Source organism: Curtobacterium sp. LFS084 (assembly GCF_047977705.1).
Classification (GTDB): Bacteria; Actinomycetota; Actinomycetes; order Actinomycetales; family Microbacteriaceae; genus Curtobacterium.
On sequence record NZ_JBFPFM010000004.1, the window covers coordinates 85823 to 105946 of the forward strand.

At 65.8% G+C, this 20124-nt stretch carries 19 protein-coding genes; 13 read left to right on the plus strand and 6 right to left on the minus strand.

Annotated features, from left to right (window positions below):
• Positions 1-271: 271 nt before the first annotated feature.
• Both ACNQOV_RS04295 and ACNQOV_RS04300 read left to right on the plus strand, forming a co-directional pair.
• A complete protein-coding gene (locus tag ACNQOV_RS04295; RefSeq protein ID WP_416393498.1) occupies positions 272-1243 on the plus strand; it encodes a sensor histidine kinase in 972 nt (323 codons plus the stop codon).
• Complete coding sequence (locus tag ACNQOV_RS04300) at positions 1240-1899, plus strand: response regulator transcription factor (RefSeq protein ID WP_416393499.1); 660 nt, start codon at positions 1240-1242, stop codon at positions 1897-1899. The genes ACNQOV_RS04295 and ACNQOV_RS04300 overlap by 4 nt, the downstream gene beginning before the upstream one ends.
• A 9-nt stretch (positions 1900-1908) precedes the next feature.
• On the opposite strand, the gene ACNQOV_RS04305 is transcribed toward ACNQOV_RS04300, so the two are convergent.
• Positions 1909-2058, minus strand: a complete 150-nt coding sequence (locus ACNQOV_RS04305) for a hypothetical protein (protein ID WP_416393500.1) — start codon at positions 2056-2058, stop codon at positions 1909-1911.
• 433 nt (positions 2059-2491) lie between these two features.
• Between ACNQOV_RS04305 and ACNQOV_RS04310 the strand changes: the two genes are divergently transcribed.
• Positions 2492-3061 carry a recombinase family protein gene (locus ACNQOV_RS04310; RefSeq protein WP_416393501.1) on the plus strand — a complete coding sequence of 190 codons (570 nt, stop codon included), beginning with the start codon at positions 2492-2494 and terminating at the stop codon, positions 3059-3061.
• Between the two features lie 1079 nt (positions 3062-4140).
• Positions 4141-5457, plus strand: coding sequence for an MFS transporter (locus ACNQOV_RS04315; protein WP_416393502.1), 1317 nt, complete (start codon positions 4141-4143; stop codon positions 5455-5457).
• A 108-nt stretch (positions 5458-5565) separates the two neighbouring features.
• On the opposite strand, the gene ACNQOV_RS04320 is transcribed toward ACNQOV_RS04315, so the two are convergent.
• Positions 5566-6579 carry a LacI family DNA-binding transcriptional regulator gene (locus ACNQOV_RS04320; protein WP_416393503.1) on the minus strand — a complete coding sequence of 338 codons (1014 nt, stop codon included), beginning with the start codon at positions 6577-6579 and terminating at the stop codon, positions 5566-5568.
• 75 nt (positions 6580-6654) lie between these two features.
• On the opposite strand from ACNQOV_RS04320, the gene ACNQOV_RS04325 reads away from it, so the two are divergent.
• From ACNQOV_RS04325 to gtfA, 4 genes are read left to right on the plus strand one after another with little or no spacing between them, the layout of a single operon-like run.
• Positions 6655-7473 (plus strand): alpha/beta hydrolase, encoded by an 819-nt coding sequence (locus tag ACNQOV_RS04325; protein ID WP_416393504.1) that lies wholly within the window; start codon positions 6655-6657, stop codon positions 7471-7473.
• Positions 7466-8947, plus strand: coding sequence for an alpha/beta hydrolase family esterase (locus ACNQOV_RS04330; RefSeq protein WP_416393505.1), 1482 nt, complete (start codon positions 7466-7468; stop codon positions 8945-8947). The genes ACNQOV_RS04325 and ACNQOV_RS04330 overlap by 8 nt, the downstream gene beginning before the upstream one ends.
• Positions 8944-10173: an MFS transporter gene (locus ACNQOV_RS04335; RefSeq protein WP_416393506.1), complete on the plus strand. Its 1230-nt coding sequence runs from the start codon at positions 8944-8946 to the stop codon at positions 10171-10173. Before ACNQOV_RS04330 ends, ACNQOV_RS04335 begins: the two co-directional genes overlap by 4 nt.
• Complete coding sequence (gtfA, locus tag ACNQOV_RS04340) at positions 10170-11639, plus strand: sucrose phosphorylase (RefSeq protein WP_416393507.1); 1470 nt, start codon at positions 10170-10172, stop codon at positions 11637-11639. The genes ACNQOV_RS04335 and gtfA overlap by 4 nt, the downstream gene beginning before the upstream one ends.
• 270 nt (positions 11640-11909) lie before the next feature.
• On the opposite strand, the gene ACNQOV_RS04345 is transcribed toward gtfA, so the two are convergent.
• A complete protein-coding gene (locus tag ACNQOV_RS04345; protein WP_416393508.1) occupies positions 11910-12647 on the minus strand; it encodes an SDR family NAD(P)-dependent oxidoreductase in 738 nt (245 codons plus the stop codon).
• A 58-nt stretch (positions 12648-12705) separates the two neighbouring features.
• Between ACNQOV_RS04345 and ACNQOV_RS04350 the strand changes: the two genes are divergently transcribed.
• A complete protein-coding gene (locus ACNQOV_RS04350) occupies positions 12706-13158 on the plus strand; it encodes a MarR family winged helix-turn-helix transcriptional regulator (protein WP_416393509.1) in 453 nt (150 codons plus the stop codon).
• Between the two features lie 53 nt (positions 13159-13211).
• On the plus strand, positions 13212-13487 hold the full coding sequence (locus ACNQOV_RS04355) for a putative quinol monooxygenase (protein ID WP_416393600.1): 276 nt from the start codon (positions 13212-13214) through the stop codon (positions 13485-13487).
• A 134-nt stretch (positions 13488-13621) separates the two neighbouring features.
• Here ACNQOV_RS04355 and ACNQOV_RS04360 read toward each other — a convergent pair whose 3' ends face one another.
• Complete coding sequence (locus ACNQOV_RS04360) at positions 13622-14188, minus strand: TetR/AcrR family transcriptional regulator (RefSeq protein ID WP_416393510.1); 567 nt, start codon at positions 14186-14188, stop codon at positions 13622-13624.
• Between the two features lie 90 nt (positions 14189-14278).
• On the opposite strand from ACNQOV_RS04360, the gene ACNQOV_RS04365 reads away from it, so the two are divergent.
• Positions 14279-15184 (plus strand): SDR family NAD(P)-dependent oxidoreductase, encoded by a 906-nt coding sequence (locus ACNQOV_RS04365; RefSeq protein WP_416393511.1) that lies wholly within the window; start codon positions 14279-14281, stop codon positions 15182-15184.
• A 138-nt stretch (positions 15185-15322) separates the two neighbouring features.
• Here the strand turns inward: ACNQOV_RS04365 and ACNQOV_RS04370 are convergent, their stop codons facing one another.
• Positions 15323-16429: a zinc-dependent alcohol dehydrogenase gene (locus ACNQOV_RS04370; protein ID WP_416393512.1), complete on the minus strand. Its 1107-nt coding sequence runs from the start codon at positions 16427-16429 to the stop codon at positions 15323-15325.
• A gap of 17 nt (positions 16430-16446) precedes the next feature.
• Positions 16447-17148: a TetR family transcriptional regulator gene (locus ACNQOV_RS04375; protein ID WP_416393513.1), complete on the minus strand. Its 702-nt coding sequence runs from the start codon at positions 17146-17148 to the stop codon at positions 16447-16449.
• Between the two features lie 148 nt (positions 17149-17296).
• Here ACNQOV_RS04375 and ACNQOV_RS04380 point away from each other — a divergent pair, with 148 nt between their 5' ends.
• Positions 17297-18163 carry an SDR family NAD(P)-dependent oxidoreductase gene (locus ACNQOV_RS04380; RefSeq protein ID WP_416393514.1) on the plus strand — a complete coding sequence of 289 codons (867 nt, stop codon included), beginning with the start codon at positions 17297-17299 and terminating at the stop codon, positions 18161-18163.
• Between the two features lie 174 nt (positions 18164-18337).
• Positions 18338-20068, plus strand: a complete 1731-nt coding sequence (locus ACNQOV_RS04385) for a CocE/NonD family hydrolase (RefSeq protein WP_416393515.1) — start codon at positions 18338-18340, stop codon at positions 20066-20068.
• Positions 20069-20124 lie beyond the last annotated feature (56 nt).

Below are 20124 nucleotides of genomic sequence, written 5' to 3' on the forward strand. Positions count from 1 at the left end.
AAGAAACGACCTTGCAGCCAGAACGCCGCTTTCTTGGCTGTTCCTTGGCCAGCGACGGTAATGCTCGACCAGCCGGTGCTGCTCTGAGTGAGGCAGGATCGAGCCAACACAGTGACGCCGGAACGCTTCCCCCCTCGCGTTCCGGCGTCACTCGTCGGGAAGGGGTCACATGTCGGACGGATGGCGATCAGCGATTGCAGACACGCTGGCTCGATGGTCGTTCCGATCCGGCACAGACACCGACCCGGACCGGCTGGCGTACCGCCGATCCGTGATCGGCATCGCACTTCGCGTCGCGGTCGTGTCGGCAGCGCTGGTGATCGCGATCATCGTCCTCGTCGTGGCGTATGTGCTGTGGCAACTGACACCGAGCCAACTCCACGAGCGCCCCGGCCCGACCGACGTCCACATCTACCTCGACACCGTCGACCTCAGCATCGCAGTCGTCGGTGTCGGTGGTCTCGCGATCGTCCTCGCCGGCATTGCGGCGTGGCTGATCGCCCGACGTGCGGTCCGACCGATCGCCGAAGCGGCACGGATGCAGCGCACCTTCGTCGCCGACGCCAGTCACGAACTGCGAACACCACTCACGGTGCTCAACGCCCGGGTACAGCGCTTGCAACGAATGACCCCGCCAGAGGACCGCCGGCGTCCGGTCGTCGACGAGCTCCGCGACGACACGCAGATACTGATCAACATCGTCAACGACCTCCTGGAGGCAGCCGCCGGGACCGCCGATCCGGACGGTACCGCCGACCTGCGCGCGGCAATGGACGCGGTACACCGCGACATGAACGTCCTCGCCGCGGACCGCGATGTGCGCCTCGACGTCAGCCCGAGCGACGCATGCGTATGCGTATGCGTGTCTGACACACAGCTGCGCCGGTGCCTGGTCGCGTTGATCGACAACGCCATCGGCCACACCCGCGCCGGCGGACACGTACGCGTCACCGCGGAGACCACCCGATCTCGTGTAACGATCCGTGTCGCCGACGACGGCCCCGGGATTGTCGGCATCGAGCCCACCCGCGTCTTCGAACGCTTTGCCCATGGCACGCCGGCCACGACAACGAGCACCCGTACCGGCTACGGCATCGGACTTGCGCTGGTCCGCGACGTCGCGGTCCGAGCCGGCGGTGACGCTGTGGTCGAACGCACCGACAGCAGCGGAACCGTCTTCGCCCTCCACCTCCCTATCACTGCCGACAGCGCGCTGAACCACGACCGGAAGGCCCGATCATGACGCCCCGACTGCTGCTCGTCGAAGACGATCCTCGGCTCGGCCCGCTTGTCGCAGACGAACTGGGCGAGCACTGGGCCGTGACGCTCTGCCCTAGTGGGGAGTCTGCACTCGAGACCGCAGCGAGGGAGTACTTCGACGTCATGGTCGTGGATCGCCGGCTGCCGGGCATCGACGGGACCGAAGTCGTCGCCACTCTCCGCCAGCGCCGCATCAGTACGCCCGTGCTGATGCTCACCGCCCTCGGCGAACTGCACGACCGCGTCTCCGGGCTGGACGCCGGTGCCAACGACTACCTCGTCAAACCATTCGATTTCGACGAGCTCTCGGCCCGGCTCCGAGCGCTCACCCGTGACTACACCGGTGCCGGCACCGGTATCGAGATCGGCGGCTGGGCCTTCTACCCCGACGACCACAGCATCACCTCGCCCTACACCGGGCGCGTGATGTTGACGGAGAAGGAGACTGCCCTGCTCCGACTGCTCACCAGTGAACCCTCGCGCGCGTTCACGCGGCAGCACCTGCTGTCCGCCGTGTTCGACAACGGTGAGCAGCTTGGCACGGTCGACACGTACGTCCACTACATCCGACGCAAGACTGACCGCGACCTCATCAGCACTATCCGAGGTGTCGGATACCGGCTCGGCACTCCTGCCTGACCTTGCTGCTCAGTCGTCGGGAAGATTTTCCTGCTCCACTTCTGAAGCCACCGCGAGCAGCGCAGCTCCGACCGACCCGACGACCACCAACAGCAGTACGACAGCCACCGCGACGACGATCCACACGCCCACGAGAACCACCTCCGAGCTCATCGTCACCGCGGCACGCCAAGGAATCGCCCAGGAGGTCAGCCCTTCCTCGTCGCACCGCAGCCGCAACCGTTCTGTCCCTCAGACAAGCTGATTCAGCTTGGCTCACCGGACTCGTCACGCCCGGGCTCCGTTGGCAACTCAGCGGCAGGCTCAATCAACGAAAGTAGCGACTCTTCCAACCCGTCACACACCCACTCGATCGCTCCGGCAGGCAGCTGCGTAGAGGTGTCCACCACGACCACATTGGCCGCTACGAATAGGACTCGATTCAGTCCCGCGCTCTCTGGACGTGCGCGTCCGGTAGGCGGTCGCTCCCCGGACGCGTTCGCGACCTCGGGGGAGGGGATCGCGGAACCAGGAAACGTCTCGGTTTTGAGTCTCAACAGACTGTCCCGCAAAAATGCCCGGTGAGGGTACGGCTGACAGTACAGTGGCCGTCATGCTGATCGGATACGCCCGCGTCTCGACCTCCGGACAAGACCTCGCGGCGCAGCGCGACGGCCTTCATGCCCTTGGAGTCGCCGATCAGGACATCCACGTCGACCACGGCATGTCCGGGACCACCCGAGAACGACCCGGCCTTCGATCAGCTCTCGCCTCCGTCCGAGCTGGCGACACGCTCGTCGTCACGAAACTCGATCGCCTCGCGCGATCGCTTCGCGACGCCACCGACATCGCGGACGAGCTCACGAAGAAGGGCGTCGCGCTCAATCTCGGGGGATCGGTCTACGACCCCACCGACCCCGTCGGCCGACTCCTATTCAACGTCCTCGGTATGGTTGCCGAGTTCGAAGCCGACCTTATCCGCGCACGCACCCGCGAGGGCATGGCGATCGCGAAGGCCGCCGGCAAGCTCCGCGGCGGCAAGCCCAAGCTCAACAAGGCACAGGAGAGGCACCTCGTCGAGCTGCACCGTGCCGGCACCCACACCACCAGCGACCTCGCTGAGCTGTTCGGAGTGGCGCGAGCGACCGTCTACCGCGCAGTTCATCGCGCCGATCCGAAGTGAGGGATAACCCGATTCTCGGGTAGCCATCGGCTGTCGGACACTTCTGGGCTCGGGACATGGGGATGAACAACGATCAGCGACTGGCCGCGAACATCGGGAGCGTGGTGGCGGTAGTTGTGGGTTGCTCTGTGGCCGTTGCGGCGGCACTCGGCCTATTCGATTCGTAGTCGACCTGCCTCACCGATAGACCGGCTTTGGGACGCGTTCGAGCGCCTTTCCAGGGTATGCGTCTGGTGGGGAGCGCGTACTCGACGTCTGGGTGGTCGTCCGCCCTCGCGGCTGTTGCTGCAGCCTCGATGTCGTAGTGCGCCCGGTGGAATGTGACCTCCCATGAACCGATCGCGTCGTCGACCCCGGCGTACCGAGCGTCCGGTGTTCCGGCCTGGACGACGTGCGGGCAAGGCTGGTCATCGTCGTAAGCAGCCCAGCCCACGCTTCCCGAATTTACGATGAGCGGCCCGCTCACCAGGCGCATCGATCGCCAAGGATGGGTGTGCCCACAGAGCAGTAGCGCCTCGTCGGTGAGGGCGCCCAGTCGTCGGATGACTTCGTCCTCACTTGCTGCCGCACCCCGCTCAGCATGACTGCTTCCAGAAGAGAGCTCAGGTCATCATCCGGTGCTCCATAAAACGCGAGCACGCCCTGGGTCGGCCGAGCGGTGGCCGGCAGCGACGCCAACCAGGCTCGCTGCTCATCGTCGATCCTGTCGGGGCAATCCCATCGGAGAGCCCCGCCTGGTCGCGAGGGGACTCGAGGAGTTGCCGGCCCTTGCTGGGCTCGACGATCGCCGCCGGGACGAGTGGGTGGTTCAGCAGCCATGCAAGGGCCAAATCTGCCGATTTAGGAACCCGCGTAGCGGAGGTTCACCGTCGAGGACCTCGTCGGCCTCGCCGCGTCCGAGTAGCGAGCGGTAGTCATCACCTGCTCGGTCACTTCTGGGCCTATGGCGGGCTCGCGGGCACTTTGAACGCGGACCAGCGGCCTGCGACTCTGATTACTGCGTCAAAACGGCGTCCACGCTGAATTTCAGCAGTGTTAGCTTCTGCGAGTCGTACACCACCCGACGAAGGAGTCGAACAATGACCGCAACAGCACGCGGCGACCAGCTCGCAGCGGCACCGGACGCAACACTGCCTGCTGACAGCCTGCAGCGAGAACCGAAGGGTTTTGCCCTCAGATACTTTTTCGGCTCCTATGGGATCTTCCTCGCACTGTTCGCGCCCGGTCTCGGCGGTCTGTCGGTCCGCGTACAGGCGCTGGTAGGACTCGAACAGGCTTCAACAGTCCTTGGCCTGGTACTCGGAAGCGGAGCGTTCTTCGCCTTGATCACGCAGCCGCTCGTCGGCCGCTTGTCCGACCGGACGACTGCGCGCACCGGAATGCGCAAGCCCTGGATCATCGTCGGCGCGATCGGCACGTTCCTTGGCATCCTGGTGATCACGGTCGCACCGAACATCACGCTGCTCATCGTCGGTTGGGCGATGGCACAGCTGTTCGCGAACTTCGCACAGGCCGCGTTGACGGCGACGGTCGCCGACCAGGTTCCGGAGGCTCGCCGTGGGCGAGTGTCCGGCATCATCGGCACGACCGCGCCCCTCGGCATCCTTACCGGCGCGCTCGGCCTCACCCTGCTCCCGAACGACATCCTGCGTATGGGTATCCCGGCAGCCATCGGCCTGATCGCCTGCCTCATGTTCGCCTTCCTACTGAAGGACCGCGTCCTCACGACCAAGCCCGACCGGTTTGACTTCCGTGAGTTCTTCGCGTCGTTCGTGTTCAACCCCGCGAAGCACCGCAACCTCGGGTGGGCGTGGCTGAGCAAGCTGATGATCATGTTCGGGTACGCCTCGACGGTCACGTACCTGATCCTGTTCCTCGCCACGTCATTCGGCATTACGGACATCGGCCAGCAGCTGCAGTTCAACCTCCTCGCGACGGTCGTCCTGGTGTCCGCCAACGTCGTGTTCGCCATCCTTGGCGGCTGGTGGAGCGACAAGATCCAGAATCGCCGCCTGTTCGTGGCGCTGGGCGCAGTGATGATCGCTGTCGGTGTCCTGATGTTCCCGGTGGCACCCGCACTCGGGACGACGTGGGGCCTCGGGCTCATCCTCGTCGCTGAAGCATTCATCGGCGCTGGCGCCGGGTTCTTCCTCTCCGTCGACATGGCGCTGAGCATCGCGGTGCTGCCGAACGCGGAAGAGGTCGGGAAGGACCTCGGTGTCCTGAACATCGCCAACACCCTGCCGCAGACGCTCTCCCCGCTGATCGCCGGAGTTGTCATCATCCCACTCGGTGATGCACTGTTCGGCGCGGGGTACTCGCTGTGGTTCATCGTCGCAGCCGCTGTGGCGCTGATCGGCGCGGCGATGGTCTACCGCATCAAGGGCGTCCGCTAACGGACCGTTCGTGACGTTCGTCCCGCGTGATGCTCGACCCCGGCAGGGGTATATCCGTGCCGGGGTCGGCGTCTTCTCAGGGTGGGCGGATATCGCACCGACGTGGATCTAGGGCACAGCCGGTGACGAGTCGCGAAACACCATCTCCGCCTGGAACACCCGCCGTGCGTCCCGCGACGGCCCCGGCTGCCGGACAGCTCGGTCGAGCGTCGCGGCACATTCTTTTCCCATCGCGTGCATCGGCACGGTCGCCGTTGTCACCGACGGGTGCAACAGCCCACTGATCACACCGTTGCCGTAGGCGATCACCTCCGTCGACGCCGGCACGTCGGCACCAGCCGACTCAAGTGAAGCCATCACCGCGGGCAGCAACGTGTCGGTGAGGACGAAGACACCTCGACGCTCAGACGCAGCAACCAGCCGATCCATGTCGAGAGCCTGGTCGTCCCCGACGACGACACGTTCCAGTGAGATCTCTGGGCGGAGCGCGTCGCCGGCCGCCACGAGTGCACCGGAGAAGCCTGCAAGCCGCAGCGAGGTCGCACTCGTAATGAGCGTCGGGCCGGCGACGACGAACCGGTCGATGCCCCTCGCGAGGAAGTGCGTCGCCGCCATATGCCCGACCCCAAGCTCATCGACCATCACCGAGGGAACGTTGCGCGCGGTCCGGTTGTAGAGCACGACCGGAATCTCGACGTCACCGCTCTCGACGAACGCAACGTCCTCGTCATCGAGACCGACGAGGACGGCGCCGCCGAGCACGTCTGGGGACATCCACCGGAGCTTGTCCCGAAGGTGCCCACGCTCGAAGACCACGAGCGCACACGTGACCGCGATCTGCCGCTCCTCGAGGAACGCCGAGACCCCGTCGAGGAACGTTCGAGCTGGCAAGACGTCCACGTCACTCGGGACGAACACGCTCCAGAGCGCGGTTCGATTGCGGCGCCGTCGGCCGCCGGGGGACCGGTACCCGAGTTGCTCAGCCGCAGCGCGCACCCTCTCAATCGTCTCGGAGGCGATACGGAACTCCGGACCGCGGTCACCGAGCACGACAGACGCCGTCGTCGAAGACACCCGGGCGCGAGCCGCGACGTCGCGCAGTGTGACCGTCTTGTTCGGCACGACGGATCCCTTCAAAGCTGAACTTCAGCAATGTTAGCTTGGCGGAGTAGCGCGCACCACAAACAGGAGTGATCCATGGCATTGACGACGTTGTCCTTCCTGAGCAGCTTCCTCCGGTCGAACCAGACCATCAGCGTGATCCTCCCGGACCTCCCCCTCGGTGCCAACGCCCAGGACTTCTACAGCTCCGGCAAGCGCTACCCCGTCCTGTGGCTGCTGCATGGCACGTTCGGGGACCACACCGACTGGGTCCGCCGGACGAACATCGAGACCTACGCCACCGAAGCGCAGATGGTGGTCGTGATGCCGAGCGCGTTGAACTCGAACTACTCGAACTGGCCGAACTTCTCCCTCGGTTACGACGCGAACCGTTACCTCGTCGACGAGCTCCTCCCGCTGATACACGGATGGTTCCCCGTCTCGTCGGCTCGTGAGGACAACGCCATCGCGGGCTTGTCGATGGGCGGTCGGGGCACGATGAAGTTCGTCGCCAACAACCCCGAACGCTTCGGTCGCGCCGCGGTGTTCTCCGCCGCTCCTCGCGAACTCGACGCGCTCGACGAGCACGAGGTCCGGACTAGTGCCGACCCGTTCCTGCAGCGTTTGGCGGGCATGGCCGACAACGCCGGGGGGTGGCGCGCATTCGTCGACGGGGACGAGAACGTGTGGCGGATCTTCGACGAACGACGGAACGAACTCCCGCCGATCCTTTTCAGCACCGGTGGAGCCGACCAACTGATCCGGGACGACCTCGCCCGCTACCGCGAGCACGCAGAGGCGACCGGGCTGAACATGCGGTTCGAAGAGATCCCCGGCCTTGGACATGAGTGGCGGTTCTGGGACGAATCCATCCGGCGTGCAATGCCGTTCCTCTCAGGGCAGGCCAATGACTGATTCCACTACGCCCTCCGACCCGCACGGGCGCCGTCCGGTGATCCCGCCCGGAACGCCCGACGAGGACAACCGCGACTTCCTGCCGCCGCATCTGCGCGGAACGAACATCGTCGTCAACGAGAACGGCAACAATTCACAGCCCTACCCCGCCGAACTCGTCGACTTGACGGACCTGATCGGCGCAGACACCGGAATCGCCGGCGTCGCGTTCGTCCCTCACAGCGCGCGGGCCGGTCGGGATCTGCCGCTGGTGATCTCCCTGCACGGGGGCATGATGGCCGGCTGGGGCCAGGCGGTCTACTCATCGTGGACGCTCGTGGCCGAACGCGAAGGGTTCGTCGTCGTCTTCCCAGATGCGTCGGTCGGTGGCATTTGGGCTCTGAGCGACCTCCCCGCCGGCCTCGGCGGAGAAGTGCCTGGCGCCGAGGACTTCATCCCGGCAGTGAGCGAGGAGAACCCCGACGAAGCGAAGCTCCTTCGACTCATCGACGCGATCACGGATGTTGTCCCGGTCGACCGGGCGCGCATCTATGTCCACGGCATGTCCATGGGACACGGCATGGCCGACCAGTTCGCCCGACACCATGGACACCTTCTCGCCGGCGTCGCAGGCTCAGCAGGCGCGACCTCACCGCGAACCCTCAACGACGAACCCCCACAGGCCGCCGTGCCGGTGTGGTCGACCCAGGTGGAGTTCGACGACGTCCCGACCTTCTTCGGAACCGACCGACTGACCACGCTTTCGGCAAACCGGGCGGCCTGGGCCACAGTGAACGAGGTCGAGTCCACCATTCCTGTGGTGACTACGGACGGCGTCGACACGGTCCTCCACTGGCGGGGTGCACGCGCCGACGTCGTCCTCCGGGACGTCGCCGGGCGCGACCACGGGCAGCCTCTCGACGACGCCGAGCAGGTTTGGGCGTTCTTCGCTGGCCTCCGACGGGGTCCTGACGGCATCGAGTCGACCGGGCCGAACCTCGCAGGAGACGCCGTAAACCTGATCGTCGCAGACGGGAGCAGGAGGGCAATCCTCGACCAGCAGCTGGTGGCAATGTCTGTCGCTCCGGCTCGTCACCAGAGTTGGAAGTACCACGGTCTCGAGGGGAACCGGGTCCTCCGCGCTGACTTCGTGACGCTGCCCACAGAGTTCCTCGCCAAGCACTTCGGTACTCGGCGTCGGGTGGAGGACGCGGGTGCTTCGGTGTCCTTCGCCTTGCCGGACGGACGCGAGGTGCGGTTCGCTCGCGGGTCGGTTGCCTGCCTTATCGATGGTCGCGTCGTCGCGATGCCGGTCGAGTGCATCGAGCGCGACGGGGATCTTCTCGTGCCTGCAGCCTGGTTCCTCCGCACGACGTGCGGATGGTGGACGAGTGAGCGGGACGGTGTCCTCTACGCGACGGACCACTGGTGCGAACTCTCCGTCGTCGCCGCAGCAGTCCTGCGCGACGCACTCTCGACGGATGTGACCCCGTGACCGCGGCACAGCCTGTCCTCAGCGACGAAACGCAGCACGCGCGGCGGTCGATCTGGTCGCGGCGGTTCGTGCTGATCACCCTCATCGGCCTGATCGCGAACCTCGCGCAGTACATGTCGATCGCGCTCGTCCCCGTCGCATCCGCAAAGCTCGGCGGTGACGCCTTCATGGTTGGGGTCGTGACCGGTGCCTTCGCGATCACCGCACTCGGCTCCCGGTTCTTCGTCGGCGTGACCACCGGCCGCTTCCCCAAACGCGGTCTCCTGTTCGCGACCCTGCTGCTCATCGCACTCGCATTCGCGATGTACGCCGTCGCACCGAACCTCGGGGTGCTCCTCGCCGGCCGCCTGGTGCACGGCATCGGCATGGGATTCCTCGCGCCGTTGACGCTCGCAATCGCGGCCGATGCGCTGCCCGAGGACCGCATGGCGAGCGGCATCGGCTGGTTCTCGATGAGTCAGGCGTTCTCTATGGCCGCAGGGCCAGCGATCGGCTTGGCACTGCTCGGGGCGACGTCGATCCGCATCCCCTTCCTAATCTGCCTAGCCACAACGGCGGCTGCAGCGGTCATGACCTGGGGGCTCCCGCGGCAACGTGACTTCGTTCCGGAACGTGTCCGCCTCCGTGCCGACTCGTTCTTCGCGCGCGAAGCACTCCGACCAGCCGTCATCGTGTTCTTCCTCGCGAGCGGCTTCGCGTCCGTCAACGCCTTCGTCGTCCTCTTCGGCCGTGAGCACGACATCGCCTCGGTCGGCACCTACTTCACCGTGTACGCGGCGACGATGCTCGCCGCGCGGCCGATCACCGGTCGGCTCGCCGACCGGTACGGCGCCCGAGCCGTCATGGTCCCAAGCATGGTGCTGTTCCTGGCGTCCTTCATCGTCCTGGCGCTCTCGGACGGCCTGCCGATGATGCTCGCCGCCGCCGTGCTCGCCGGCCTCGGCTACGGCGTCTGCCAGCCACTCGTACAGAGCCTCGCACTTGGTTCCGTCGCACCAGCACGTCGAGCAGTCGCGGGCAGCACCAACTACTTCGGAGTCGACCTTGCGTACCTCATCACTCCAGTCGGAGCTGGTGCGCTGCTGACCGCAGCGACCGGCGCGCTCGGATCAACGGCCGCCGGGTACACCGCAATGTTCCTCGTCATGACCCTGCCGGTCGCCGTCGCGATCGTCCTCGCGCTCCGCACCGGCCGCACTCCCCGAACTCAGGAGGATTCGCTGTGAAGCGCATCGAGAACAAGCCCATGCTCATCACCTACGCCGACGGGCTCGGCGGTGACCTCAAGTCGCTGCGCACCGTGCTCGACAACGAGCTCCACGGCGCGTTCGGCGGCGTCCACGTCCTCCCGTTCTACCGATCCTCTGGTGACCGAGGCTTCGCCGTCATCGACTACGACGAGGTCGATCCCGCATTCGGGACATGGGACGACATCGATGCCCTCGCCGACCGGTACTTCCTCATGGCCGACTTCATGGTCAACCACGTCTCGATCCGATCACGGGAGTTCCAGGACTACATCGAGCACGGCGATGCGTCGCCCTACCGGGACATGTTCATCCACTGGTCGGAGTTCTGGGAGCACGGGGAGCCCACAGAGGAGGAGATGGCCGCGCTGTACCGGCGCAAGCCCGGCGGACCAGTCAAGACGTTCTCCCTTGCGGACGGCACCGCGGTGCAGCTCTGGAACACCTTCTTCGACGAACAGGTCGATATCGACCCTCGCAACGACGCGACCAGGGCGTACTACGACCGGAACCTCGGTCGTCTCGCCGACCATGTGCCCCTGGTCCGCTTCGATGCCTTCGCCTACGCGACGAAGAAAGCCGGTACCTCGTCCTTCTTCATCGAACCGGACGTGTGGGAGGTGCTCGACATCGCGATGAAGCCGCTCGAAGTGCGCGGAACCGAGATGCTGCCCGAAATCCACGAGCACTACAGCGTGCAGTTGAAGATGGCCGACCGAGGCCACTGGGTCTACGACTTCGCCCTCCCGATGCTGATGCTGCACGCCGTGATGACCGGCCGCACTGACCGCTTGCGCCACTGGATGACCATCTGTCCCCGGAAGCAGTTCACCACGCTCGACACCCACGACGGCATCGGTGTCGTAGACGTCGCGGACCTCCTCGACGAGGACGAGATCGAGCTCGTCTCCGACCGGGTGAACGCCGTGATCGCTGACAGCCGCCACCTCGTTCAAGGAGCACCTTCCGCCGTGCGCCGTGACGGGCATAAGGCCAAGCCGTACCAGCTGATGAGTTCGTACTTCTCCGCTTTGGGCGAAGACAGCCAGGCCTACCTGCTCGCTCGCGTCGTGCAGCTCTTCGCCCCGGGCATTCCGCAGGTGTGGTCGGTCGGCCTGCTCTTCGGCGCGAACGACCTCGAGACGCTCGCGGCCTCGGGGGACCCCCGAGCCATCAACCGTCACGACTACACCCGCGACGAGATCGCTACGCGGATCACCGACCCCGACGTCGCGAAGTACCTCGACGCGCTCCGCTTCCGGAACTCGAGCGCTGCGTTCGCTGTGGACGTCACCGTCGAAGAGGTTTCCGACGACCACACACTCCACCTAGCGTGGACGGGCAACGACGTCCGAGCGGACCTGCACGCTGACTTCCGGACGCTTGCGTGGAGCATCACCGAGACCGACAACACCGGAGAAGCACGACACGTCCTGCGCAGCTGAATCACATCCGCGCCAGCCTGACTGCATCACTGAGAATCAGGCGTATCGATAGCCAATCGGTCAGCGAGACCGCTGCTCGCCATCGGCTGACGGCCAGACGGCCGCCGTTTCATGAGCTGATCGCTACGCAGTGTCCTTTCTGGGCAGGATCAGGAGTACTGCCGGGAGGGCGGCGGCGCAGATGATTGCCACACCGGTGATGTCGGAGCTCAAGCTCTGACCGGTCAAGATGTCGATCGGCTCGCCGATACAACTCGCGCGAGATCGCGGTCACCATGCGAGCTGCGTGTCGTCCTCGAAGACCGCGCCGCTGGGGCCATCAGCAGGCAGCGTCGCGAGTCGCACCGCCACAGCCGCACCCTCATCGGGGGTGCGCGTGCCGCGGAAGTCGTTGAAGTTCGTGGCGACGTGTCCAGGGGCGGCGCCGTTGATCTTCAGCGTGGTGTCCGCGAACTCGCGGGCGTAGTGCACGGTGATGGCGTTGACCGCGGTCTTCGAGCTCGAGTACACCATCGAGGGCTGCCTCACCCAGGCTCCCGCCTCGCCGATCGAGCCGCGCTTGCTCGTCACGTTCACGATCCGAGGCGCCTCCGCCTGCGTCAGCAGCGGCAGGAACGCGGCGATCATCCGCACGACGCCGAAGACGTTGACCTCGTACACGTTCTTGAAGTCGTCTACGTTCTCCTCGGTCGGCTTGGGCAGGTCCTTCAGTGGCCGGAACGTGAGCGTGTTCACTCCGGCGTTATTCACCAGGACGTCGAGCTGACCAAACTCGTCACCGACGTCCGCGACGAGGGCGTCGATCTGATCCTGGTTCGTCACGTCGAGAACGACCGGGCGCACGTCACCGTTGACGGTGGTGGCGGCTGCCCGGCCGACCTCCGCGCTGCGCGCGCCGAGGAGGACGGTGAAGCCTTCTCGCGCGAGTCCGCGGACGATGGCGATGCCGATGCCTTTATTCCCTCCGGTGACGAGAGCGACTTTCTGTGCCTTGTTTGGTGTTGTCATGTCAACAGCATGCGTCCCCCGTGTTGATGCGTCAACAGCACCTGGGTAGGCTTGCTGAGTGACCGCGCCGCTGACCGAGCAGGAACAACGTCTCTGGCATGCCTGGAAGATCGCGGCTGACAAGGTCCGGCAACGGGTGGCCGAGGACATCAAGGCCGGCTCAGGCTTGTCCGATCAGGACTTCGGGATCGTGACCCGACTCGTCGAGCTCGGGGGCGGCGAGCTCCGCCAGAACGACCTCGGTGCGTCGCTACAGTGGGATCGCACCCGCCTCTCTCATCAACTCACACGAATGGAAAACCGGGGCCTCGTCAGCCGCAGCACGGTTGACGGCGGTGTGCTCGTGAGCATCACGGACGAGGGAGCGCGCCTCGTGCATGTAGCCAGGCCCATCCACGCAGCCGCGGTCCGCACACACCTCCTGCAACGCACGGAGGGAGTCGACCCGGCCGTGCTGGTGCAAGTCCTCGAAAAACTCGCACTCAACGGCACATCCGCACCGTCTCAATAGCCGATCGGCTATCGGGACATCGCTTGACCCCCTACGGTCGGTGGGTGGGAGAGATGCGACTGTCAGGCCAGCTTGTGTGCACGACCGAGGAGGAAGCGCAGCGAGTCCGCGAGCATCTCCCGGAACACACTCGCCTTACCCGGGCCGAACCAGGATGCATCGCCTTCGACGTTGCCCCGACCGAGAGCCCGTTGACGTGGTCGGTCGAGGAACGGTTCGAGAACCCCGATGTCTTCAACGCTCACCAGGAGCGAGCGAAGTCCAGTGAGTGGGGCCGAGCCACTGCCGGCATCGAACGTCGCTACTCGGTCCACGAACTCGCTCGCTGAACCATCGGCTGCGGACGCGCAGAAGCGGCCAACGGTTTGAGTTCCGGTGGCCGTGCTGCGACACCTCGATGGCTAGCGGTGCGTGATCGAAGCGGCTTGAGTTGTGGCCCGGCTGGTACTCGAGCCCGGTCGGCTCAGGCTCGAACGCCGTCGAGGATGATCTTCGTCACCCGGTCGGCGATGTCGGGCATGTGACTCTGCACTGCCTGGCAGGCCACGACCAAAGCCTTGGCGTCTCGGTCGTGGAGATCCGCACGGACGGAACCTGCTCGCTGGGCTGCCGCGAGGAGCACCGCGATCAGCTCCATGAACCGGGGCTCGAAGTCGGATGCGTCCTTGAAGGTGCTGTCGCCAGCGATCACCTGTGATAGAGCCTGGTCGGTGGCTCCCCACTCAAGCACGAGCGTCCGGATGAAGTTCACCAGCGCGTGCGCCGGATCGGCTGCGAGCATCTCCCGGCTGGCGACTTCGATCTGCTCGAGGCGGTGATCAATAACCGCTGCGACCAGGGCATTCTTGGTGGGGAAGTGGCGGTAGACGGTCCCGGCTCCCACACCAGTGCGGCGCGCGATCTCGTCGATGGGCACCGAGATGCCCTCGGCCGCAAAGGTGCGATACGCGGTCTCGAGGACTGCTTCCCGGTTGCGGGCAGCGTCGGCTCGCAGTGCGGATCGGGCTCCAGGCACAAGGACCTCCAACATCCTGCTTGTAAACGGGGCGTGCGTTCCGTATAGTCGGAGTTAAGCGGAGCGGTCGCCCCGCTTATAGCTATGGTACTTGAGGAGGATCAAATGTCGAACTGGACCGCTGCCGACATCGCTGACCAGTCTGGGAAGACGGCCGTTGTCACTGGGGCGAACGCCGGGCTCGGTTTCGAGACCGCTGCAGCGCTGGCCGCTGCTGGCGCGCACGTGGTGATGGGGGTGCGCGACACGAACAAGGGCAAGGCGGCGGTTGACCGGATCATGGCTGCTACGCCGACGGCGAGCGTGGAGCTGCAGAGGCTGGATCTCGGCTCGCTGGACTCGGTTCGGACGGCTGCTGCTGAGATCAAAAACAAGCACTCGCGGCTGGACTTGCTGATCAACAACGCGGGTGTGATGTACACGCCGAAGGGCAGCACCGTCGATGGTTTCGAGCTGCACTTCGGCACGAACCACCTCGGGCACTTCGCTCTCACCGGCCTCCTGCTGGACAACCTGCTACCGACCGCCGGGTCGCGCGTGGTCACTGTCAGCAGCCTCGGTCACCGCGTCCGCGCCGACATCCACTTCGACGACCTGAATCTCGACAACAACTACAACCGCGTCGCCGCTTACGGCCAGTCGAAGCTCGCGAACCTGCTGTTCACCTACGAGCTCCAGCGTCGCCTTACGGCAGCGAAGGACAAGACGGCAGCCCTCGCGGCACACCCCGGCGGGTCAAGCACCGACCTCGGCCGTCACATGGGTCCGGTGGCGGAGTTCTTCGTGATGCGCCTTGCATCGCAGCCGGCGGAGATGGGCGCCCTGCCAACCCTGCGCGCTGCGACCGACCCGGCAGCAGCGGGCGGCCAGTACTACGGCCCCGACGGCATGGGCGGTGTCCGCGGCTACCCGAAGCAGGTCTCCTCGAGCCGCCGTTCACGCGACACCGCGTTGGCGCAGAAGCTGTGGCGAGTCTCGGAAGACCTGACGGGCGTGCGCTACTCGTTCTGATGCCGTGCGTGATCACCGGTGAGCATCATCGATCCCGCACCGAGAATGCGGTGCGGGATCGATGAACGACGCGACAGTAACGGACGGCTTCGATGCCGATCAGGGCTAGGTCGCGGAATCGTCGAGGGCGTCGTGCTGCTACGGGAAGGTGACGACGACCTTGTCCGTGGCGCCGGGCGTGCTGGCGAGGTCGAGGGCGCGGAGTGCGTCCTCGAACGGGATCCGGTCGCTGATGATCTGTGCGTAGCGGTCACGGTGCTCGATGAGGGCGTCGGTGACCTCGAAGATCTCCGTCGGGTACCCCATGGACAGCCGGATGTCGGGTTCGTTGACCAGCAGCTCCTGGAAGTCGATCGACACCGGCTGCTTGTGCACGGCGATGACCGTCAGCACGCCACGGGCGCGGATTGCGTTGAGCGCGGTGTGGGTGACGACCGGGACACCCGCAGCATCGATTGCGACGTCCGTGAGGGGACGCGGAGGAGCGCCGATGAAGCCAGGTTCCTCGCCGTGCAGCTCACGCAGCCGCGCGACGACGTCTTCCTTGCTGGAGTCGATGACGGCGTCCGCTCCGACCGCGAGTGCCTTCTGCAGACGATTCGGTGCGATGTCTACGACGACAACGTGTGCTGCGCCCTTGCTCTTCAGCCCGATCGCGGCTCCGAGGCCAACAGGGCCCGCGCCGAAGACGACTGCCTTGGCTCCCGCGCCAGCGCCTGAGCGGTTCACGCCATGGTAGGCAACAGCCATCGGTTCGTTCAGCGCTGCCACATCCCACGGCAGGTCCTTCGGGACCACCCGGAAGTGCTTGCCGGCCTGTGCGTCGGTGAGGAGGATGACCTCTGACAGTTCGCCCTGCGCACCGCCGTTGCCGATGATGCCGTCGGCGGCCGCCATCGGGTTGATGACGACGTGATCACCGATCTGAACGTCCGTGACCTGGTCGCCGACCTCGATCACTTCTCCGGCGCCTTCATGGCCCAGCCGGGTTGCGTTCATCCGCGGCGGGTAGCCGCCGACGTGTGCGTAGTGCACATCCGATCCGCAGATACCAACTGCGCGCATCGCGACGACGACGTCGGCCGGGCCCGCGTGCGGGGTTTCAACGTCGTGCATCTGGACGGTGTCCGGCCCGGTGACAACAACACTCTTCATTGAGATCCTCAACTCCATCGTTTTTCTCGTGATCGCAGGCTGGGGTGCGTCCTGCGACGATGTCGGCGGCCAGAGTTGCGCTGAGGCCACCCGTCTTACGTGGCCGCCTACGGCGCCATGGCAGCCGACGGCGTACCGGTGAATCCGGCAAGCAGGCCGCCGAGAATGTGCTCGAGCTCTTGCCGCGCATCAACAAGCGCATGCATGAGAGCAGGGTCAGCCTCGTAGCGTTCTCGTAGGTGTGACGTCATCGATGTCATCTGCCACAGCGCACCGGCCATCCCGGTCGCGGTCGTGACGACGCTCATCGCCTGCTCAGCGCGCAGCGGGAGCAGCCGCTGCAGCGCCGTCTGCACGGCCGCCACCTCGCGCAGGGCCACGGTCTTAAACGGCAGGATGACGGTAAAGGAGACGTTTCGCTCGAGGTTCAGTGGTGTCTGCGCGAGCAGATCACAGAACATCGGCCGCGCCAACAAGGTGGCGGTCAGTACTTGCGCAACCCGCCGGATCAGCGCACCACGCGCGTCAGTATCTGCCCCTGCAAGCGGCAAGGAGCCAAGCTCAGCACGCGCGGCAGCCGACCATTCCTCCCACGCGTCCGCTGCAAGCCGCAGGAAGATCTCATCCCGCGTCTCGAAGTACCGCAGCAACGCGGACTTGTGCATGTCGACCGCCTCCGCTATCGCCGTCAACGTGATCGCGCCCACACCCTGGGCCGAGGCCAAATCGCGTGCGGCATCGAGGATCGCACGCTCGCGCTGCCGCTTCGCCTCGGGGCTCCGCGCACGCTGGAACGATGCAGTAGTCATCACCACACGGTAGCACAACCATGTTGCGCTAAGAACGGCGGCACGAGGGGCTTACCCAGAAGGTTCGTCGGGGTACGCGCCCCCGGCCATCTCTGAGAGTTAGCGCAACGCCGTTGCGCAAATAACGAAACGGTGTTTTGCTGTCTGCATGACGACTTCCACCTGGTTCATCACTGGCTCCTCCCGCGGCTTCGGCCGCGCCCTCACCCTCGCCGCCCTGCAGGCCGGCGATCAGGTCGTTGCGACGGCCCGCAAGCCCGAGCAGCTCGACGACCTCGTCGAGCAGTACGGCGACAAGATCCTCCCGGTCCAGCTCGACGTCACCGACGGCGCGCAGACCACCGCGGCGTTCGAAGCTACCGTGCAGCAGTTCGGCCGCGTCGACGTGGTCGTGAACAACGCCGGCTACGCAAACATCGCGCCGGTCGAGACGGGCGAAGAAGACGACTTCCGCCGGCAGTTCGACACCAACTTCTGGGGCGTCTACGCCGTCTCCAAGGCAGCGATCCCGGTGATGCGCAAGCAGGGCTCGGGCCTGATCATCCAGTTCTCCTCGATCGGAGGACGCGTGGGCGGCGCTCCCGGCCTGGGCTCGTACCAGGCAGCGAAGTTCGCCGTCGACGGACTCACCCGCGTCCTGGCCGCTGAGACCGCCGCGTTCGGCATCAAGTACCTCGTGGTCGAGCCCGGCGGGTTCGCCACCGACTGGGCCGGATCGTCGATGGACATCCCGGCAATCCCCGCGGAGTACCAGGACTCGGTTGGCATGCTCGCCAGCTTCATGAGCATGCCGATGTCCTCGGCGGGCGATCCGCAGCGTGCTGGCGAGTTCCTCGTCCGCGTCGCGAAGCTCGACGAGATCCCGATGCACGTCGTTCTTGGCGCCGACGCCGCCCAGAACGCCATCAACTACTCCGAGAGCCAAATCGCCGAGGCCAAGCAGTGGCAGGAGGCCAGCGGCTCGCTCGACTTCGGCAAGCCCTACCCGGTGGCCCTGCCCGGCGAGAACGCCTAGCACCCACCGCTGCAGCGGAGGAGGGGCGAAAGCCTCGCCTCCCTCCGCTGCCCACCGTCTGCAGAGACAACAAACCCGTTCCACCAGCACAACCGGCGTCGCCGCGTCCGCCTCGCACCCCCTGGCTCGCACGGTCCTTACCGAATTCCCTTCGACGCTGACGAGGAGTTAGCAATGTCTCACATCTATGACCGCGACGTCCCTGTGACGATGCGCGACGGAGTCACCCTGCGCGCCAATGTGTGGCGCCCCAGCGAAGGCACCGCACCGACCCTGGTCGTGCGCATGCCCTACAACAAGGATTCCGCCGACATGTTCGGCGGAACCGTCAGCCCGATGCCCGCGCTCCTGTCGATGGTCAATGCCGGGTACGCCGTGGTCTACCAAGACGTTCGTGGCACCTTCGCCTCGGACGGGGTGTTCGCGCCGAAGGTGAACGAGATGGCCGACGGCGAGGACTTCATCGCCTGGCTCACCGAGCAGCCCTGGTTCGACGGCTCGGTCGCGGCGTACGGCGGTTCCTACCTCGGGATGACCCAGTACGCCCTCGCGCTTGGCGACAACCCGGCTCTGAAGGCAATCGCCCCGACCGACGCCGCTGCCGACTGGTACCACGGCCTCTGGTACTCGCGCGGTGGAGCGCTCAGCCTCAGCCTGGTCACCGCATGGAGCGGAATGATGATGGCAAACGCTGAGCAGCGCGAACTCACCCGCGGTGAGCAGAGCGACCCCACGCGCTTGATGACCATCGGCGGTGCGATGACCGACATCCTCAGCCTCAACGACGCCACCCCGGTGCTCTCCCGCCCGGTGCTGGGCACGGGTCGCTGGCTCGACGAATGGCTGACGCACCCCACCTTCGACAGCTACTGGAAGGCCCAGGACTGGTCGTCCCGTCTCAACGAGATCACCGTCCCAGTCCTCGAGACCGGCGGATGGTACGACGTCAAGCTGCACCAGCAGATCCGCGACTTCGTCACGCTCCGCACCGAGGGCGGCAGCGAAGCAACCCGCGAGCAATCTCGGCTCGTAATCGGCCCCTGGGACCACGTCAACACCTCCGGCCAGTTCCCTGACCGCAGCTTCGGCATCTTCGCCGTCCAAGACCAGGCACCCCTGCACGCTGCGTTCTTCGACGAGCACGTCAAGGGCATCACCGCAGAGACGCCGGCGCCGCGCGTGCGGATCTTCGTCATGGGTATCGACCAGTGGCGCGACGAGGCTGACTGGCCGCTGCCGGACACCAACTACACCGACTACCACCTCTCCAGCGCCGGCTCGGCGAACACCCGCAACGGTGACGGCGTCCTCACCACCGAGACGCCCGTCGAGGAACGAACGGACCAGTTCCGTTACGACCCGAAGAACCCCGTGCCCACCGCGGGTGGAGCCCTTCTGCCGCCGCTGCCCGGCCTGGTCGGCCCCGTCGACCAGTCGAGCATCGACAGCCGAGACGACATCCTCTGCTACACCGGCCCGGTCCTGTCCGAGGCGGTCGAAGTCACCGGCCCCGTCGAGCTCAAGGTCGCCGTGTCGGCCACCACGGTCGACACCGACATCACCGCCAAGCTCGTCGACGTCTACCCGGACGGCACCGCGATCAACCTCTGCGACGGCATCCTCCGCCTCCGCTACCGCGACAGCCTCTCCGAGCCGACGCTGATGACGCCCGGGGACGTGTACGAGGTCACCGTGCCCATGTCGGTCACCTCGAACGTGTTCCTGCCCGGCCACCGCATCCGCCTGGACGTGTCCGGCAGCAACTTCCCGCACTACGACCGCAACTCCAACACCGGCGGCGAGATCTCCACCGAAGCCCTCGAGGACATGATCCCCTCCGACATCACCGTCCACCACGGCGGCACCCGGCCGAGCCGGCTCGTCCTGCCGATCATCAACCGCTAACCCACACCACCTCAGCCGCGTCGCATCGCTGCGACCAGAATCGAAGGAACAACATC

What these genes read in the sequence shown, in the direction of transcription:
- ACNQOV_RS04300 (WP_416393499.1), top strand. Translation starts at nt 1,240, where the DNA reads ATGACGCCCCGACTGCTGCTCGTCGAAGACGATCCTCGGCTCGGCCCG.
- ACNQOV_RS04310 (WP_416393501.1), top strand. Translation starts at nt 2,492, where the DNA reads ATGCTGATCGGATACGCCCGCGTCTCGACCTCCGGACAAGACCTCGCG.
- ACNQOV_RS04315 (WP_416393502.1), top strand. Translation starts at nt 4,141, where the DNA reads ATGACCGCAACAGCACGCGGCGACCAGCTCGCAGCGGCACCGGACGCA.
- ACNQOV_RS04325 (WP_416393504.1), top strand. Translation starts at nt 6,655, where the DNA reads ATGGCATTGACGACGTTGTCCTTCCTGAGCAGCTTCCTCCGGTCGAAC.
- ACNQOV_RS04330 (WP_416393505.1), top strand. Translation starts at nt 7,466, where the DNA reads ATGACTGATTCCACTACGCCCTCCGACCCGCACGGGCGCCGTCCGGTG.
- ACNQOV_RS04345 (WP_416393508.1), bottom strand. Translation starts at nt 12,647, where the DNA reads ATGACAACACCAAACAAGGCACAGAAAGTCGCTCTCGTCACCGGAGGG.
- ACNQOV_RS04355 (WP_416393600.1), top strand. Translation starts at nt 13,212, where the DNA reads ATGCGACTGTCAGGCCAGCTTGTGTGCACGACCGAGGAGGAAGCGCAG.
- ACNQOV_RS04360 (WP_416393510.1), bottom strand. Translation starts at nt 14,188, where the DNA reads ATGTTGGAGGTCCTTGTGCCTGGAGCCCGATCCGCACTGCGAGCCGAC.
- ACNQOV_RS04365 (WP_416393511.1), top strand. Translation starts at nt 14,279, where the DNA reads ATGTCGAACTGGACCGCTGCCGACATCGCTGACCAGTCTGGGAAGACG.
- ACNQOV_RS04375 (WP_416393513.1), bottom strand. Translation starts at nt 17,148, where the DNA reads ATGACTACTGCATCGTTCCAGCGTGCGCGGAGCCCCGAGGCGAAGCGG.
- ACNQOV_RS04380 (WP_416393514.1), top strand. Translation starts at nt 17,297, where the DNA reads ATGACGACTTCCACCTGGTTCATCACTGGCTCCTCCCGCGGCTTCGGC.
- ACNQOV_RS04385 (WP_416393515.1), top strand. Translation starts at nt 18,338, where the DNA reads ATGTCTCACATCTATGACCGCGACGTCCCTGTGACGATGCGCGACGGA.